Genomic DNA, 19,437 nt, shown 5'->3' with positions numbered 1-19,437 from the left:
AAGACAGCGGCAAGCGCTCAATTTACGAAACCAGTAGTGTATTCGACAAACCAAGATTCTCGAACTCAATTCTGAAGCGAATGGGCTGAGAGTTGGTCATCCATACCTGACTCTTGATTTCTCTCTGTCTTTTCAAGCGGGAGGGCAAACACTCGTCAACTCGCTCAAGCAACTACAAAGGTATCGGCGTCGAGTGTAACAGCCGCTTGAGGGATTGGCGTCTGCTAATTGTTGAAAATCAGTTTTCACCGTGTCGTCAATGGTCACGCATAAAATGAAAAAACGAGCCTTCCACATTAAGTTGGGGAAGGCTCTTTCTCGATGATGTTTAATTGGCTAAAGGTTCATGCTTGGCCGCGATCAAGCCATAAGCACTCCAACCTAAGAAGGTAACAATTGAACCCCACATCATGGCTTCGTAGCCAGAGCCGTACAACGCGTAGAAGCTGTAGAGAGAACCAACCAAAGCGATGATGTTGGTGGTTTTCATTTCGCGCTCAGGCACGTGCGCCACTTGCTGCATGATGAAGATTGCGCCCATACAGAGAATGTAAGGAATCACGTTGGTTACTACCGCGAGGTTCACCAGCGCTTCAAATTGCTCGTTCAATGTGGGTGAGATGGTCATTAAAGACAACACCGACTGGATAACCGTGATGGCTACCATCCCTTTGATGGGCGTGCCGCGTTTATCAACTTCAGAGAACAGTTTCGGGAAGAAGCCAGCATCCGAAGAGGATTTGAATACCGACGCGATAGTGAACTGCCAACCCAGTAGTGAACCTGCACAAGCCAGTACCGCCATACCCGCGACCATTTTGCCAGCGGTTGAGCCTAGCATCACTGTCCATACGGTTGAGAATGGCGCTGTCGATGCCGCAAGATCAGCATTCGCCACAATGCCAGAACAGATGTTGGTTGAAACAATGTAAACCACCGCCGCAATCAGCGTACCGCCCAATACTGCAATCGGCACGTTCTTTTCTGGGTTGTCCACCGCATCGGAGTTGGCGCAAGCCGATTCCAAACCTAAGAACGCCCAAAGTGTCATTGCGATCGACGCGCTAACCGCTTCACCAAATGGCAGATGATGTGGGTTCCACGCTTCTACGTACATGGTTGGGTTAAACCAGAACCAGCCCACAATTCCCAAAGAACACACAGGAAGGATAACGCCCCAAACCGTAAACGAGCCGATTTGACCCGTGATCTTCGCACCACCAAAGTTAGCGAAGGTACAGATCCAAAGGATAGCGATGGTGTACAGACAGGTTTCGACTGGCGACAAAGTCACTTCGAAGAAAGCCGAGCCATAACCGACACAGGTTATCGCAATCGCGATGTTGGCAATCAACAATGACAAGCCGTAGGTCCAACCCGCCATAAACGCACCCGATTTACCAAACGCGTACGAGGCATAACCGTTCATCCCACCGTCACGCTTACTAAAGCGACCACACTTTGCAAATACATAAGCAAGAGCCAATGAGCCCGCCGCGGTGATCAGCCAAGATAGAATCGAAATCGTGCCTACTTGCGCTAACTTACTTGGCAACATGATGATGCCCGAGCCAGCCATGTTAATGAATGTCAGAATGGTTAGCTGCACCACCGACATTTTTTTGGTTTCAGTACTCATAAATTATTCTCCACGAATAAACGGTTCGCACCGCGACAACCAAGTCACGATGCGAACGGGGTAGATTAATCTTTAAGGGCGTAGCAATGGGCGGTGGTGCGGCCATTGACGTCTTCTAGGTAGACACCTTGAATCTCTGGTGCGAAGCCTGGGAATCGGTTGATGCCTTCTTCTAGAGATAAGAAGTAATCGACCACTTGTTGCGTCCAGATTTCGCCCGTGATCACACAGATAATGCCTGGAGGGTAAGGAAGCGCACCTTCTGCAGCGACACGACCGACCGCTTCTTTCAGCGGCAAGTAATCACACTCGCCGCGGAAGTATTTGCGTGTTGCCACATCCGGTTTGTGCACCATGGTTGGGAAGTATTCGCTGCGGAACATCGCTTTTTGTAGCTGTTTCACGTTCAGCTCTTTGTACATGTCATGCATTTCCTGACAGAGCTGACGAATGGTGTAGCCGCGGTAGCGCTCTTTGTTCGCTTCGTAAACGCGAGGCAGCACGATGTTTAGCGGTGCATCATCACGAATGAATTTCTCGAAGCGGTTAATTTGCGCCACAAGATGACGGATCTTACCCATGTCCTCTGCTGGTGTGAGAAGGAACAAGATAGAGTTCAAGTCACACTTCTCTGGGATGATGCCGTTTTCACGTAGGAAGTTCGCCAATAACGTGGCAGGAATACCAAAGTCTGCGTAACTGCCATCTTCCGCAATACCGGCGGTGGTGAGTAGCAATTTACATGGGTCAACGAAGTATTGGCCTTCGCCGTAACCTTCGAATTTGTGCCAGCTTGCGTTTGGCTCAAACATAAAGAATTTCTTGTTGGTGGCGATGACATCCGTATCGTAGCTGCCCCATGGCTGACCATCGACTTGGTCAGGAATGAACGGACGGATCAGCTCACAGCTTTTGAGGATTTCTTTACGCGCTTCGATACCGGTCTTAACCGCATCACGCCATAGGCGCAGACCCGCTTCACCATCGTGGATCTTCGCGTTGACATCCAATGCTGAGAACAGCGCGTAGAACGGTGAGGTTGACGCATGCATCATAAACGCGTTGTTGAAGCGTTTGTGGTTACAGTAGCGAGCCTGACCTTTGATGTGGTGGTCTTTTTTGTGGATTTGCGAGGTTTGAGAAAAGCCAGCTTGTTGCTTGTGAACAGACTGAGTCACGATCACACCCGCATCTTCTGGTTTCAGATCCAGTAGCAGTGGCGAACAGTCTTTCATCATAGGAATGAACTGCTCGTAGCCCACCCATGCCGAGTCGAATAGGATGTAGTCACACAGGTGGCCAATCTTATCCATCACGTAGCGTGCGTTGTAGATCGTACCGTCGTAAGTACCCAATTGGATGATGGCAAGACGGAATGGACGCGCATCACGCGCACGTTCGGGCGACACTTTGGCGATTTGAGCACGTATGTATTCTTCATCAAAGCAGTGCTCATCCATACCCCCGATAAAACCCCAAGGGTTACGCGCTGTCTCTAGGTAAACAGGCGTGCCACCCGCTTGGATTAATGCGCCGTGGTGGTTTGATTTGTGGTTGTTACGGTCAAACATCACCAAGTCACCCTCGGTCACTAACGCGTTACACACCACTTTGTTTGACGCCGAAGTGCCGTTGAGGACAAAGTAGGTTTTGTCTGAGTTGAACACTTTTGCGGCGTGCGCTTGAGCTTGGTGTGCAGAACCTTCGTGGATCAACAAGTCCCCTAAATCCACGTCCGCGTTACACAAGTCACTACGGAATAGGTTTTCACCGAAAAAATCGTAGAACTGCTTGCCCGCCGGGTGTTTTTTGAAGAACTGACCGCCTTGGTGTCCTGGACAGTCAAAGGCGGAGTTGCCCATTTCCACGTAGTGCGTCAGTTGTTTGAAGAAAGGCGGCAATAGGCGGCATTCGTATTTGGTTACCGCTTCATTGATTTGGCGGCTGTAGTATTCGATGGATTGTCTTTCTAAATCGATAACGCCGGTTAACCATACGTAATCTTCAGCTGACACTGGGGGTGGCGTCCGTCACCAAAAATACCGGAATACCATAACCTGTTTCGGAAATGACTTTGTGCAGGCCCGCTTTAATATCTGCCGAAGTAATAATGGCAGCACCAACATCGGTTAATTCTACTTGCTCTAAAGGATGAAGATGACGATTAAATTGTTCATCTAAAGATTCAGCTAATAAACTAAAATCTTCTGGCATGTAATTACTAACACCAATAACTAAACGCTTCATTTGAAATATCTCTTATTTGTTCTTTAAAAACGACAAGCACAGATATTACAAACGGAATTTAGATTTAAAATTTAAAAAACAAATTTCGTGATTACTCGTTCATAATTAAAAACCTTATTTACTCGAAATAAAATTTCGAGATCTTTATCACTTTCCTTTTGATAAGCCAATGATATTGGATTGAGACTAAATTTAAATTCAGATAAGAAATTCTGTGACCAAACCAGTGACAAATAGAAACATAATCAAAAGAAAATAAAATTTTGCGATTTTCATCACTCTATATTGTTCGTATTTGATTTATTAGCGAGAAATAAAACACGGCATTTAACATTTTATAAACCGCAAACAAAAAAGCCATCAACATTTCTGCTAATGGCTTTTCATTTATTGTAGGGAAAAGAAACAAGATCAGTTAAATAGATGACTATCCAGCTTAACGCCATTGTTCGACCACTGTAGATACCGTTTCACAGCGATACCCGATGAGTACATCGTATGCTTACAGTCCATACATTCAACAAAGTACAACCCACTCATGCCTGCCATGACGTGCAACCGGCGGCTATCGCAACGCTTACAAGACAACCTTTGAACCTTGTGATTGGTGTCTATACGGCGAGCAAAATTCAGTGTTTCATGGGAACATAACGCTTCCATAGCACTTTCCTTAAAAGGATGCTCACTGAGTAGATAATTGATGGCGTAGTCGTAAACAGGGGGAATTGATGATTTTCCACTCTCTATATTGGTTATTTTGGCAACGGAGACTCCCAACAAAGAGGCAAATTCCACTTTGCTGTATTCCAAGATAAACCGAGAAGAGATGAACTTATCTGCACTTATAATTCTCAACATACACAAATCTCTAATAATAATAAACCGAGCACGTTGTACTCTGTTCATTGTTGAAACATGCAATAAAAGTCACTTCCAATTGTATTTATTCGAACAGTATGTTCTTTTTGTTTTTTATTATCATGCTACTAATTGATGTTAAAATCAACAAGCACAATTTAGTACAATCATTATTTACATTAAACATGATTAAATATTTTTACTTATACAAATCAAGTAAAATCATAAAATGATTAAATACTTCCTCTTATTGAGCATTAAGCCTTGCATTTTATAAAGAGGGATTCCCCCCCCTTTTTACATAGTTTTCACCATCATCAATCACTGGTAACCAATGCTGTTGACTATAAGGATAAATAAACAGCAAACTCATCAAGAAATAGCCTTCTATTGTCAGCAGGTGTTCAGTGGCCATCGCCATTTGTATCCTCCTTATGCAACCATGATGATTCATTCAGTGGCATCCAACCTCCCCCCCATGCGGCACATTTCCTCAATAACAGACTGTGAGCTCTTTTGGGTGATTACATTGGACTTAATTTTCAATAAAAAACAACTTGGATAAAAATCGTGAACTGCTCCGCATTGAGCGGAGAGGGTGGTTGGACTTCTGGCACGTCATCCTCCGTGCCTGGCTCACAAAATCGCCTCATCCTCCCCCTTTCTACGCCCTAAATTTGTGCATCGTTTCACGCCTTCTCCTTCTACCATTCGTGATCCCCATACCTGCATTGCGTTATTTATCAATAACAAAAATCTTTGCTGATTTTTCTCACATTTTGCTGGCAAACGAAATTCATAGCATATCTGGGCTTTTTTATAATTACGCATATGGATATAGAACGTGAACAAACAACCTTTCAACTTATCTCTGCTGGCGAAAGCCATCATGCCTATAATGGCAACCTCACTGCTCATTGGCTGTAACTCTTCTAACGATGGAGAGACGGCGAACCCACAACCAGACACTGGCAAAGTGGCTCGTGTCTATTTCAAAGCGAGCGAAACTGCAACTCGAGCAGCAGCTGACAGCAGCGCTTACGACAAAGCGACGTTATACGTTTGGAATAACGACACCTGTGGTGGCTACGCCGAAACCGACGAAGGCCATGATGATTGGGGCACAGGTATGAAACCCACTGGCGTGGACGATAAGTTTGGTGCCTACTGGGATCTGCAAGTGCGCAGCGAAGCGACCCAGTGCATCAACTTTATTCCTCGTGTAGATGGGGCGAAACCCCTTGGCGATTTTGATGCCAAACTCGATCTGACTCAAACAGGCAAAAATAACGCCGTCTACACCCAACAAGGTGTGGCCGCCGTTTACCCAGAGCTGATCTCAAGCTCTGACATCCCGGCCAACACGGCACGCGTTTACATGAACACGCCAGATGGCGATGAAGGGCACTTCACCTTACATGTTTGGAACAACGACACCTGCGGCGCTTTTGATGGCAACGCTACCACATGGCCAGGTATGGAACCTACCGGCTTTAGTGATGTGTACGGACCCTATTGGGATCTGCCAGTGAAAGGCGCAGAGGGCTGCATCAACATCATTCCAAACAACAAATCCAACGGCGACTACCAAACTTCAGACCTTAAGTTTGAGTTTGATAAAACCACCGCGATTGGCAATGTCGCGTTTGTGTTTAAAGGCACCAACAAGGTGTACTACACCGCATTGGCACAAAAGCCTGTGGCACAAGTTGAACTGGCGGGCGCAAGCGCGATTTTTGCCGATGACAGCGTGATTCTAGTCAACGCTAAAGACGCCACCAGCGTCACACTCTACTACTCAGAAAGCGGTGAACTGGCTTTCGATAGCGCCAGCAAAAAAGTCACGGGTGCAACCAAACAAATCACTTCAAGCAAAGCAGCGAGCGCCGATTGGAACAAAACCAAGCCACATCTGAGCAACGATTTTATCGGTTTTGAAATGGACTTTAGTGGCGAAGGTAACGCGCTGAAAGATCTGCTGAAAGGTCAATTGATCTTGGTGGCAAGCGATGCGACAGGCGTCATTAAAGCAACCGAAGTCCAACCTGCCAGCGCATTGGATGCACTCTACGCCGCGGCCGCGACCAAGCTCAGTTATGGTGCAGTGCTCAACCAAGACAGCACCACCACATTCCGCCTTTGGGCTCCAACGGCGCAGAGCGTCAAGCTGATCCCGTACAATGCTGATAAACAAGCACAAACCGCCATCGTAATGACATTTGATGCCACCAGCGGTGCCTGGGTAGCAGAAAACACCGCACTCAAACACGGTGATTTCTACCGCTACGAAGTCACGGTTTATCACCCAGCCACAGACAAGGTCGAAACCTACCAAGTGACCGACCCCTATTCCTTGAGCCTCTCGATGAACTCGGAATACAGCCAAGTGGTGGATCTGGCCAACGCGGAGCTGAAACCGTCGGGATGGGACGCACTTTCTTCACCACACAACCAAGCAAACCCAGCCGAGTTTGTCTTGTATGAAGCGCACATTCGTGACTTCTCGGCACTGGATGACTCAACGACCGAAGCCAATCGTGGTAAGTACAAAGCCTTTACTCAAGCAGGTGCTGCGCCTGTCGAGCATCTCAAAAAACTGGCTCAATCGGGCGTTACACACTTACATCTACTGCCGACCTTTGATATTGCGACCATCAATGAAGACCCAACCAAAGTGGCGAACATCAATCAGCCATTTGCTAAGTTGTGTGAACTGGATGCAAGCGTGAAAAACGATGCCGATTTCGGCAACTACTGCGACAGCAATGAAACGCTGAGCACCGTGTTTGAAACACTGGCGAAAAAAGACAGCAAAGAGAGCGCGGTAGTACAACGTTTGAACAGCCATGTGCGCAACCTAGACTCATTTAACTGGGGTTACGATCCATTCCACTACACGGTGCCAGAAGGTTCTTATTCATCGGATGCTGAAGGTATGGTGAGAATCAAAGAGTTCCGTGAAATGGTGATGTCGGTGAAAAAAGAGATCGGCATGAACGTGGTGATGGATGTGGTCTACAACCACACCAACGAATCAGGGGTATCGTCCAAATCGGTCTTGGATCGCATTGTGCCTTGGTACTACCAACGCCTGAACGAGTTCTCAGGTGCGGTGGAGCAATCGACCTGTTGTTCTAACACGGCGCCGGAAAACCAAATGTTTGCCAAGCTGATTGACGATTCCATTAGCACTTGGGTGAAAGAGTACAAGATCGATGCGTTCCGCTGGGATCTGATGGGCCACCACCCACTGGCGCAAATGAAGCAAACCTTGGCTGCTGCCAAAGCCGTCGATCCAAATGTCTACTTCTACGGTGAAGGTTGGAACTTCGGTGAAGTGGGTAACGATCGCATGTTCAAACAAGCCACTCAGTTAAACCTTGCGGGTACGGGCATTGGTTCATTCTCGGATCGTCTTCGTGACGCAGTCCGCGGCGGTGGCCCATTCGACAGCCAAGATTCGCTTCGTTCAAATCAAGGCTTTGGTAACGGTATTTACGTTCAGGTGAATGAGAAGAACGAGCAAAACGCCGCGCTGAAGACAACTGCGCTGCACCTTGCCGATCTGACTCGTTTGGGCATGGCAGGCAACTTAAAAGCCTTCACATTCACCGATAGCAAAGGCAAAGCGATCACTGGTGCTGAGTTGGATTACAACGGTCAACCCGCGGGTTACGCGCAAGATGCGTGGGAAATCCAGAACTACGTCTCCAAACATGACAACCAAACCCTGTGGGACAACAACCAGTACAAGATTGCCTATGCGACCACGGCCGCAGAGCGCACACGTATGCAAGCTGTGGGTTTGTCTACCGCGATGCTTGGCCAAGGCGTGCCATTTATCCATATGGGCAGCGAGTTACTGCGTTCTAAATCGATGCAGCGCGACTCGTATGACTCAGGCGATTGGTACAACCGCGTTGACTTCACTAAGCAAGACAACAACTGGAATGTTGGCCTGCCACGCGAAGACAAAGACGGCAGCAACTGGGCGATCATCGATGCCGTGATCACTGGCTCAAGCGATCGCGCCATGCCAAGTGCCACAGACATCGATAACATGGATAAGTTCTTCAACGAACTGGCCGCACTACGTGCTTCTTCTGGTCTGTTTACCCTAGGCAAAGGCAGTGAAATCATCAAACGCGTTGCGTTCCACAACACAGGCGCAGAACAAACACCAGGGCTTATCGTGATGAGCATCGACAACAGTGGTGATAAGCACGATGCCACCATTGATGCAACGCGTGATGGCGTGGTGATTGTGGTGAACGCGTCGCCAAGCATGGTCAGTGACTTTGCCAAGTTTGATGCAGCGGGCTACACGCTCCATGCAGTGCAAACCAATGCGGGCAATGACTCTCTGGCGAAGAACCAAGATAAAGTGGCTCAGGTCGTGAATGGCAAACTCACGGTTCCAGCTTGGTCTGTCGCGGTCTTTGAGAAGCTACGTTAAGTTTCTATTAGTAGAAAAACAACCAGTAAGAAAAGACAACGCCCGCATCATGCGGGCGTTTGTTTAGGATTTGTGTTGGGAGGAAAACAGGTCTTGAGTGAAATCGAGCTCGCTGCCAGCAGAGGAATCGGCACCAGCACTTGGTGGCTGAGGCTCTTGGTTAATGGTGTCAGCCAGTAGCCCCTCATCTATCTCTTCAAACACCAATGGCTCATCACTGCGATCCAAATTGGCCTCAAGCGGAGGGAAATAACTCGGTCGCTTATACACTTTATTGAGCGCTTTAATGATGGCGTGCTTACCCACTTTGCCCGCTTCAAGCTTTTTCAACAAAGGTTTTGCCACCGCTTGCAAACCCACCACGATGTCGACCCCAATTTTCGTCGCCACTTGATCACGCATTGCGCGCGCTTTTTCATAACCAAAATGAGACGCCAAGAACAGCCACACGTAAGCCAACGCATTGCCGGTTTTGCCATAATCACGCCAAGCTTCGCCCGCATGGAACATGGCTTCGGCGCTGCCTCTTTCGGCTGCGCGTTCAAGCCAATAGGTACCTTTGGCATGATCCGTCTTGGTTCCGACTCCCGCTAAATAACTGAGGCCAAGGTGAATTTGCCCATCGACACTGCCTTTACTTGCCGCTTTGTGATACCACTGGTAAGCATTATCGTTCGAGCGCTCGGGATTCTCACCCGATTGGCTCCACTCCCCCATAAACAGCATCGCATCCAAGTTGCCTTGAACCGCCGCTTCTTCAATTAAGCGATAGCCTTTGGGTAAGTTTTTTTCAATGCCACGACCATGAACAAGGGCTTTGCCCGCTTCAAATTTCGCATCCAGACTGCCTTCCAGCCCTGCAATGGCCAAACGCCAGAAGTTCGCTTGTTCTTTGAGGATCAAGTCTTCACGCATGCGGTCACTCATGCGCACAATGCCATACATCGAGTTCACATTGTCTAAACGTGCCCCTTTGTTATACCAATAGAGCGCTTCCTTTAAATTAGTTCGCTCCGCTTCTTTGGCTAAAAACAGGATCGTCGGAATATGACCGCCTTCGGCCTTGAAAAGTCGTTCTTGTCTTTCTTGCTCTCGCGCTTTTTCGATTGCTTTGCGGTTGGCAATTTCCCTTGCTTTTCGCTCTTGTTCGAGTCGTTGCTTCCTTAACGATAAGGAGAACATCCAAACAAACACCAGCAGCAAAGACAGCCCCGTAGCGCCAATGGCGACGGCCATCATACTCATAATGTCATTTCTTTATTGAACAGCTCACTCTGAGCCTAATTAAAACATGCTTCTTGCTAAGTTTAACGGCATATTTGTTAAATTCTTGAGCTAAGGTTACTTAAGTATACACATAGCCTCAGAGAATCCGCTCTACGCCCCCGATAAGGATGAGTTCAAGCCGTCGCATATCCGTTAAGTTGCCCCAATAATAATGACCCTACAAACATGGGATAAATGTGAAATGAAAAAACAAAAATTCACCGTTTACCAAGTATTTACTCGTTTATTTGGCAACAAAGTTCAGCACAGCCGACCTTGGGGAAGCAAAGAGGAAAATGGCGTTGGTAAGTTCAGTGATTTTACCGACCTCGCACTGAAAGAAATTCGTCAACTTGGCATTAGCCATATTTGGTACACGGGCGTGCCACACCATGCGTTGGTGGCGGATTATCAACACTATGGTATTGGGCACGATCACCCTGCCGTCGTGAAAGGGCGTGCCGGCTCACCCTATGCCGTCAAAGATTACTACTCGGTGAATCCCGATCTGGCCGACAATCCGGCAGAACGATTGTCAGAGTTTGCCGCGCTAATTGAGCGTACCCATCGCCACGGCATGAAGGTGATCATCGATATCGTACCCAACCACGTTGCGCGCAAGTATCACGGATTAAACAACCCTGAAGGGGTGCGTGACTTTGGTGCTGATGACGACACCTCTGTCGAATATCACCGAGACAACAACTTTTACTATATTCCAGGGCAAGCCTTTCAACTGCCTGACTTTCCAACGCCCTTTACCCCACTCGGCGGCGAGGCGCACCCACAATTGCAGTGGCCTTACGAAGAGTTCCCTGCCAAATGGACCGGCAACGGCTCGCGCTTAGCCAAACCTCAATTTGATGATTGGTATGAAACGGTCAAAGTCAATTACGGTGTGCGACCCGATGGCAGCAAAGACTTTGCCGAATTGCCAGCGGATTTTGCACAGAAAACCGCAGCAGAGCACTTTGCCTTTTGGCAGCAGCAAGACGTACCTGACTCGTGGAAGAAATTTCGCGACATCGCTCTGTATTGGCTCGAATTCGGCGTCGATGGTTTCCGTTACGACATGGCCGAGATGGTCCCTGTCGAGTTTTGGAGCTATCTCAACTCACACATCAAAATGCGCAATCCTGATGCGTTTTTGATGGCCGAAGTGTATCAGCCTCATCTATACCGCGATTACATTCACTTGGGCAAAATGGATTATCTGTACGACAAAGTGGATTTGTACGACGGGCTCAAAGCGGTGATGCAAAACCGCGCTTCGACCGCCATCATCGGCGAGATCCAAGCGCAAATGATGGACATCGAACACCATATGCTGCACTTCCTCGATAACCATGACGAGCAGCGCCTCGCCTCGCCTCAGTTTGCTGGGGATGCGGAGTTTGGTCGCCCTGCAATGTTGGTCTCGGCTTTACTCAGTAGCTCACCCACCATGATTTATTTTGGCCAGGAAGTGGGCGAAGCAGGGGCTGAATTGGGCGGATTTGGCCTGCCCAGCCGCACGTCGATTTTTGACTATGTGGGCGTGCCCGAGCATCAAAAATGGATGAATGAAGGCCAGTTTGATGGCGGCCAACTAAATGAGAAACAACGCGCGCTGCGGGCGTTCTATGTACGTTTACTCAACTTCACCTTAACCCACTCAGCAATGAACGGTGAGTATTGCGATTTGTACTCCACTAACCAACAAGCATTGAGCCACTTCTGCCATCTGTTTGCTCGTTTCGATTCTCAGCAGTTGGTACTGGCTGCCAGCAACTTTTCAGCACACCACAGCAATACATGCCAAGTGGTGTTGCCTGAGGCGTTGATCGCGCAACTTGGACTTGCGGATGGTCAATATACCTTAGTGGATAAACTCACTGACCAATCCAGTCATCATGCCAGTGAAAATCTGCAACTGAACGTCAATCACGGTCAAGGTCGAGCTTGGCTCACCCTACCCCCTTTTGCCGCCAGCGCATGGGTACTTGAGCTATAACAGTGGAAAAAACGGCCATTAGAAAAGACCCATAAAAACAGTTCTTGGGCTTGTTCACAGTTTGGCACTCTGTGGACAAGCCTCTTCCTTTCTTTCTGCACCTTGTGACCGCTTTACTCCGCACTGATATAAAAACTTTCTATATCACTGTTTGTGTTAACTATTTCTCTGCGGGTTCTGTCAGGGGTAATATTCCACTTAGAACATATTACGCGAGACAATAACAATGAAACCGATTATCAAAACACTTTCTGTTTGTACGCTTGCCACCTTAATGACGGCGCCAGTTATGGCGATGCAAGAAGGGGAAATCACCATCTGGATCAACGGCGACAAGAGCTACCAAGGCTTAGCCGAAATAGGTCGTCAATTTGAACAAGATACGGGCGTGAAAGTGATCGTCCAGCATCCTGAGTCACTGGAAGCCAAATTCCAACAACATGCCGCTACGGGCGGTGGTCCAGACATCATTTTCTGGGCCCACGATCGTTTTGGTGGTTATGCCGAAGCGGGTTTGCTTTACGAAGTGAAACCGAGCAAAGAGTTCAAAGAAAAACTGGTCGATTTCAGCTGGGATGCCGTTACGGTTAACGGCAAAATTGTCGGCTACCCATTGGCCATTGAAGCCCCTTCTCTTATCTACAACAAAGACTTACTGCCAGAGCCACCTAAAACGTGGGAAGAGCTGCCACAGATCCAAAAGCAGATGCAAAAACAAGGTAAGCAAGCGATCATGTGGGACATCAAAAATGCCTACTTCACTTGGCCAGTCATCTCCTCTGGTGGCGCATTTGCCTTTGAAAAAATCGACGGCGGATACAATGCCAAGAGCACAGGGGTAAACAACCAAGCAGGCATCCATGGCCTTCAATATCTGGTGGATATGGTCAACCAAGGTGTCCTCAACCCTGATATGGATTACTCCGTTGCGGAAGCGGCTTTCACCAAAGGCGAAGCGGCGATGACCATTAACGGCCCTTGGTCTTGGGGGAACTTAGATAAACTCAACGTCAATTACGGTGTTGCCGTTCTGCCTACTCTTAACGGTGGCAAAGGCAATCCGTTTGTCGGCATTCTCAGTGCCGGCATTAACGCCGCTAGCCCAAATACCGATTTGGCGGTCGAGTTTTTGGAAAACTATCTATTCCAAGATGAGGCGCTAAAAATCATGAACAACGACAAACCACTTGGCGCTGTGACATTGAAATCGTTCCAAACCATCTTAGAAAGTGATGAGCGCATTAAATCCACTATGATTAATGCCGAGAATGGCGAAATTATGCCAAACATTCCACAGATGACGGCTTACTGGTTTGCCGAAGGCGCAGCCATTGACAACGCAATGCAAGGTAAGCAGAGCGTGAAAGACGCTCTCGACATGGCCGCGAAGCAAATTACCAAATAAAGATTTCATCGTATCCTTGGCACAGTTCGCTGTGCCTTTTTTCGTTTTAGGAACCTAAACCATGCACACGCTTCCCACCCTGTATCTTAAAGGGACTTTCAATGGTTGGGGATTAGATACCCCGTTTGTGCCCGTTTCACCGCAGCAACTTCAAGCTTGCGTTGTCCTTTCTGCCGATCGCCATCAGTTTAAAATTGCCGATAAAGATGGCACGGCGCAATGGACCTTTTCCGCCCACCCAACCCAAGCGATTGAACTGAATGAAGCGATCGCACAGCCGTTGATCGCCACTCAAGGCATCGGCAATGATCTTGTTTACAATCCGCAAAAAACCGAACGATTCACCTTAACCCTCGACTGCTCACAACCACAGCCCAGCTTGACGGCCACCAAAGGGGCGAACAATGCGGAAGTCGAGGTTGAACGAGCGCAACTGCATAGCCAGTTGATCCCTACCTGTGGCCCCACACCAAACGCGCCCCATCGTGAACATGCTCTTGCTATCGACACTCTGTTTGACACATTGGCCATTGAAGAAAACCGCCGTTTCCCGTTTGTGTTTGGTGATAACGTCGACGGCTACTATGAAGGTCAAACGCACTGCTTTGTTGGCGCGGGTCGTTATCGACATCATCAAGGTTGGTATCTCGGCGGTTTTGCGGCCTTTGTCGACGGCCAGCTCCTCAACAAACCAGAAGCCTGCCGTGCTCGCTTACTGCCTTATGGCATTGAACATCACTACGCCTGCCACAGTCGCGATCGTTTGAGCGTTCATTCAGGGCAACGGCAAGTGGCACTAAGCGTGCAAAGCGTTGAGCCCACCACTTTAGCCATCGTGCCTGAGCTCAACATTGCCCTCAACGATTGCCAAATAAAAACCTATGGCCAATGCGTGTTGATTGAGATCGACCCCGAACGAGTGCCCGAAGGCGCGCCAAGATTCCTTGCTCTGAGTGCCAACCAAGCCGTAGAAGCGCAAGAGGTGACGTTTGAGCAATGCCCTGCATTGGATTATGCCGTTCATCTTGATGGTGGGAACTGCAAGCTGCGCATCACCACCAGTCAACCGAGCACGTTATTGACCCTTTACCTCTGCTTTGAACACGATAAAGACGCCGCGATACAGCAGGCGCAAAATGCGGCTTACCAGCATGCTGACTTACGACATCAACATCAGCTCTACCACTTCCTCACGGACAACGATTTCTACTGCGATGACCAAGAATATAACCGCGCTGTGATGTGGGCGAGATTGGCCAGTCGAACGTTCGTCAGCCACGAATTTGGTTTAGGCATTTGGGCGGGCTTGCCATGGTTTAAAGATTGTTGGGGGCGCGATACCTTCATCGCTCTGTCCGGCACGTCATTGATTAACGGCCTGTTTGATGAAGCCAAAGCGATCATCAGTAACTTTGCCTCCATGCAAAAATCCGACCTCGATGATGTCAATCATGGTCGTATCCCTAACCGAGTCACCAGCAAAACCAACATCATCTACAACACCACCGATGGCACGCCTTGGATGATTCGTGAAATCATGGAATACCTTCACTACAGTGGTGATATGGCCTTTGCACAGCAGATCTACCCCGTGGTGCAGCGCTTTATCCAAGGCGTTGAAGAACATTATCTGGATGAAGATGGATTGATGTCGCATCGCGATCCGGATACTTGGATGGACGCCAAAATTAACGGGCAGATCCCGTGGTCACCTCGCGGCCCGAAAGCCAATGACATTCAAGCGTTGTGGTTTGAGAGCCTACAAATCGCCGAGCAACTGGCGCTTTGGCAAGGTGATGAGTCGTTTGCTCAACACTGCCACCAGCTCGCCACCAAAGCGCAAGAGAGCTTTGTCGCCAAGTTTTGGCAGCCAGAGCGTCGCTGTTTAGCCGATTGTCTGCGTCATGGTGACGAGGCTGATCTCAGCCAGCGCCCCAATCAGTTGATGGCATTAACCATCCCGATGAAACGTAACTTGCTTGCTGCCGAGATTGGCCAGCATTTAGTGAAAAACTGCGTTGAACAATTGTTATTTCCATGGGGGATCTGCTCTCTGACTCAAAGCCATCAAGATTTTCATCCGTATCACGATAATCGCAGCGAATACCATAAGGACGCCGCCTACCACAACGGCACCATTTGGGGCTGGAATGCTGGCTTTACCGTGAGCGCATTGTGTCAATTTGGCCAACAAGATTTCGCTTACCAGCTCAGCAAGAATCTCGCTAAGCAAATTTTGACCCAAGGTCATCGTGGCACCATGAGTGAAAACCTCGACGCCTTCCAGCAAGACGAAAACGCGTTAGTGATGACAGGCACCTACGCACAAGCGTGGTCCGTTTCTGAGTTTGCACGTAATGCTCAGCAAGATTATTTGGGCTTTATGCCAAGATTGGCTGAAAAGCGAATGCTCCTGCATCCACAGTTACCCTCACGCTGGCACAAGGTGAAGGCGCGCTTGCCTTTTGGCCAACACAACGCTTTGCTGTTCACGGTTACGAACCCGGACAACACAGGGCAAAACAACACGCTTATTTACAGTGTAAAACCAGAACGCGTGGAGCCCGAGGTTCAGCTCACCTTGGTGCTTGAACTGGAAGACACGCAGTTGCACTTAACCTTCCCACTGAATGAAGCGCACTCGTTTATTGTTCGTGACGGCCAACTCAAACCGCTGGCACCGGAGGTAATGCTCACCGTGGTAGACAAACCCCACTACGCTCTGTTGGAAAATCTCTCCTTTGCTCAGCCTGATTGGCAAAGAAAGCACCATGCCTTGCAGCAGCAAGATTACTTACGCCAAAAACGCATGGCTGACAATCTTGCCCTTGCAGAGGATTAACCCATTCCAGACCATCGATCCAGATCATAGCTCCAGATCATAGGTTGCAAAGCAAAAAGGCGCTCCAGATGGAACGCCTTTGTTTTTGATGATGTTTTTATCGAATCAAAAATCGTTATTTTTTACTGTTCACCGCTTTCACAAACGCTTCTTGTGCACCCGGAATGTTCAGCGCTTTGGCTTCATCCAGTAGGCTCAAAGCTTTCGGGATGTCTCCCTTCGCGACCGCTTGTTCAATCGCCGATAAATAGAATTTTTGCGATTCTGGCTGCGCTTTGATGGCTTTTTCGACCACTGGGGCGGGTGCCACGTCAGCGGGTTTCACAGGGTCAATCGCACGGAATGGGCGCAGTTTCAGCGTCTCCACTTGCACTTCAACACGGCCGCCCAAGCGATGGGTATAAACCGGATCGGTCACCATCGGCATCACTTCACCAAACTCTTTGGCGCGTACCTTCGCAGGATGGTCAACCGTGACCTGTTTGCCCAACTGATCAGCTGGGGTGTAAATTACAAAATAAGGGGTTTGTTCTGCATTGGTTGTGAAACGTTCAATGTAACGCGTTCTGGTGAACGCATCCGAAGGCAAGATTTGAAAATCCGCCAGTTTGAAGGTTTCTACGACTTTAAACTGATTATCAAGCAGCAGCACTTCTGGCGCAAAAACGCTGTCGTCGATCATTAAACTCGAGACCGTAACGGTCACATCACCACTACGATCGCTAAAACGGAACGCAGCAAAATGGCTATTGCCTTGGCTAAACGTACCCACGGGCGACGCCAGATCAACATCAAACTTGATGTCTTCCTTATCGTTTAATTGCGCGTAAGGAAATTGAGAGAATTCGGTACAGCAAACTTCTGCATTCGTTGGGGGAGCCAACTCGGTTTGCACTTGCGCATCCGAGGCACAACCGGCAAGCAAGGCACCCAGAACGACAGCTAACAAAGAGTGTTTGTTTTTCATTATATTTCTCACTATGTGGTTGTAGGATACAAAGTCAAAAAGGCAGCCTTCTGGCTGCCTTTAATACTAATCGGTTTAGAACCAAATTTCAGTGTGAACACCGAAGACAAATTGGTCTTTACCATTGTCGATACCAATCATGCTTGCACTCGCTTCATCGTCGGCTTTGATGTAGCTGATGTAAGGTTTGATTTGTGGGCGACCAAAGTAGTCAGAGTTTGCAGTAAACGCGGTTGCTACTTCTAGGTTTAGAATGTTGCTTTCTAGTGCATCACCAGTACGACCCCAGTAACCTTCGTCACCTTCTTCGTGACCGTAAGATGCGGTTGCTTCTAGACGCACGTTTTCGTTCAGTTTGTATGAAGGACGCGCTGCTACGATGTAGCGAGTCAAACCTTCAGCTGTCCAAAGTTGATCAAGAGCAGTGATGTAAGTCACTTCAGTACCCAACTGAACTTTGTCAGAAATGTTCCAAACACCGTAAGAAGTGAAGAACAAAGACTCAGCCTTGTCATCGCCGCCTGACCAGTTACCAAAGTTCACACCACGGTTTTGCATGATACCGTTACCGTAAGCGATCGCCGTTTGAGTCCAACCATCTAGGCCGTAGTAGCTGGAGTTCAACGTCACAGATGCACCAACGCCATCGTCGTCTTTACCAGGTTTTGCTTGGCGACCAATTTTCAGGTCGAAATCTAAGCTACCGATACCTGCATCTACGCCGTAGTAGTATAGGTCAATAGAAGAAAGCGTTTCACGAGCAGCGCCATCGTTGCCTGCAGTTGGATCCGCCATTACATAAGCGATACCCGCAGTGTTGCCACCCAATTTGGTTTGTAGACCCGCACCGATACCAGAAGATTGCTTCCAGAATTCGCCAGACAGGATGCCCGCTGCGCGGTTTAGGTAACGTTGACCACCCCAAATTGACGTGTCTTCACCTAGAATGCCACCTAACTCAACAAACGCTTCTTTTACCGCGAAACCATCTTCGTCAGCAACTTTTTGGTCGCCATCAGATGAGTAAGCTGAAGAGTTACCGTTACCGAACTCAGAACGAACGACGTAGTCCGCCCACACACCGTTTTCGTACTCAGAGTGTTTTTTAACAACGAATTCAACTTGGTTGGTGCTCTTACCGTGAGTACCTGCTGTTTTGTAATCTGGGCGACCAAATTCTGTGTCTGTTGTCGTACCGTCTACAACACGTACGTTAGAAGACATGTAACCGTGAACTTCCCAACCATCAGTTACCACATCAGTACCCGCAGCAAATGCAGTACCCGCTGCTAAAGTAGAAGCCACTGCGGCAGCGATCAAACTTACTTTTTTCATTCTTAACTCCATTAAGGACTATTCTTATATATCTCTCCATGAAGTCACTCACCAGGCAGTAGAGTTTGTGTTTTCAAGAAGAGAGGTAAGACGGGACTAGGTCCCCAGTTGTTTCAACAGTGACTATCCTATGAAAGGCGGAGAAGAATGACGTCCTCCACCCCGAAAAAAAACAGGGGGGATGAGAAGGGATGAGAATTTTTATGGCATGATGTTTTATAGAGCAAGATCACTGATTTAGGGTGGAGTTGGTAACTTTGTTAGTGATTTGCTGGCTACAAAATGAGGGCTGATTCATATTTTTGCCAAATATGAACGTTAGAAAGAAAGTTTATTACATTTATATTAATCGCTGGGGGGCGCTTGACCTCAGTAGGACAAAGTTTTTTACTAGTGGTTCCGAAAGATGGAAACTGAACTAAGAAAAAT

The 19,437-nt window shown here is 48.2% G+C and carries 10 protein-coding genes and 1 pseudogene; 4 read left to right on the top strand and 7 right to left on the bottom strand.

The features are described 5' to 3' along the window. Nucleotides 1–328: 328 nt before the first annotated feature. The 4 genes and pseudogenes from potE to CIK04_RS33360 all read right to left on the bottom strand — a co-directional run bounded on the left by potE (nucleotide 329) and on the right by CIK04_RS33360 (nucleotide 5,165). The gene (potE, locus tag CIK04_RS14350) at nucleotides 329–1,639 is read right to left on the bottom strand and encodes a putrescine-ornithine antiporter (protein ID WP_017421711.1); all 1,311 of its coding nucleotides are present in this window, start codon (nucleotides 1,637–1,639) and stop codon (nucleotides 329–331) included. A gap of 65 nt (nucleotides 1,640–1,704) precedes the next feature. Continuing rightward, nucleotides 1,705–3,886, bottom strand: a pseudogene (speF, locus tag CIK04_RS14345) (ornithine decarboxylase SpeF). 411 nt (nucleotides 3,887–4,297) lie between these two features. Continuing rightward, on the bottom strand, nucleotides 4,298–4,744 hold the full coding sequence (locus CIK04_RS14340; RefSeq protein ID WP_038939235.1) for a helix-turn-helix transcriptional regulator: 447 nt from the start codon (nucleotides 4,742–4,744) through the stop codon (nucleotides 4,298–4,300). A 271-nt stretch (nucleotides 4,745–5,015) separates the two neighbouring features. Next, the gene (locus CIK04_RS33360; protein WP_232708635.1) at nucleotides 5,016–5,165 is read right to left on the bottom strand and encodes a hypothetical protein; all 150 of its coding nucleotides are present in this window, start codon (nucleotides 5,163–5,165) and stop codon (nucleotides 5,016–5,018) included. A gap of 423 nt (nucleotides 5,166–5,588) precedes the next feature. On the opposite strand from CIK04_RS33360, the gene pulA reads away from it, so the two are divergent. Further along, a complete protein-coding gene (gene pulA, locus CIK04_RS14330; protein WP_128824625.1) occupies nucleotides 5,589–9,200 on the top strand; it encodes a pullulanase-type alpha-1,6-glucosidase in 3,612 nt (1,203 codons plus the stop codon). Between the two features lie 63 nt (nucleotides 9,201–9,263). On the opposite strand, the gene CIK04_RS14325 is transcribed toward pulA, so the two are convergent. Continuing rightward, complete coding sequence (locus CIK04_RS14325; protein WP_038968840.1) at nucleotides 9,264–10,445, bottom strand: tetratricopeptide repeat protein; 1,182 nt, start codon at nucleotides 10,443–10,445, stop codon at nucleotides 9,264–9,266. A 223-nt stretch (nucleotides 10,446–10,668) separates the two neighbouring features. Here CIK04_RS14325 and CIK04_RS14320 point away from each other — a divergent pair, with 223 nt between their 5' ends. From CIK04_RS14320 to CIK04_RS14310, 3 genes are all read left to right on the top strand, one after another. Then, entirely contained in the window at nucleotides 10,669–12,459 is a 1,791-nt protein-coding gene (locus CIK04_RS14320; protein WP_176463342.1) for an alpha-amylase family protein, read from the top strand. A 226-nt stretch (nucleotides 12,460–12,685) separates the two neighbouring features. Then, nucleotides 12,686–13,864 carry a maltose/maltodextrin ABC transporter substrate-binding protein MalE gene (malE, locus tag CIK04_RS14315; RefSeq protein WP_017789926.1) on the top strand — a complete coding sequence of 393 codons (1,179 nt, stop codon included), beginning with the start codon at nucleotides 12,686–12,688 and terminating at the stop codon, nucleotides 13,862–13,864. Between the two features lie 61 nt (nucleotides 13,865–13,925). Next, the gene (locus CIK04_RS14310) at nucleotides 13,926–16,706 is read left to right on the top strand and encodes an amylo-alpha-1,6-glucosidase (protein WP_097352463.1); all 2,781 of its coding nucleotides are present in this window, start codon (nucleotides 13,926–13,928) and stop codon (nucleotides 16,704–16,706) included. 115 nt (nucleotides 16,707–16,821) lie between these two features. Here the strand turns inward: CIK04_RS14310 and CIK04_RS14305 are convergent, their stop codons facing one another. Together CIK04_RS14305 and CIK04_RS14300 are read right to left on the bottom strand one after the other, a co-directional pair. Beyond that, nucleotides 16,822–17,673, bottom strand: coding sequence for a MalM family protein (locus CIK04_RS14305; protein ID WP_026050603.1), 852 nt, complete (start codon nucleotides 17,671–17,673; stop codon nucleotides 16,822–16,824). 75 nt (nucleotides 17,674–17,748) lie between these two features. Next, nucleotides 17,749–19,008, bottom strand: a complete 1,260-nt coding sequence (locus CIK04_RS14300; protein ID WP_172665050.1) for a carbohydrate porin — start codon at nucleotides 19,006–19,008, stop codon at nucleotides 17,749–17,751. Between the last annotated feature and the right edge of the window lie 429 nt (nucleotides 19,009–19,437).

The sequence above is a fragment of the Vibrio sp. 03_296 genome (assembly GCF_002265885.1).
Note: the sequence above shows the minus strand (reverse complement) of the source record. Positions and strands in the feature narration are given on the sequence as shown.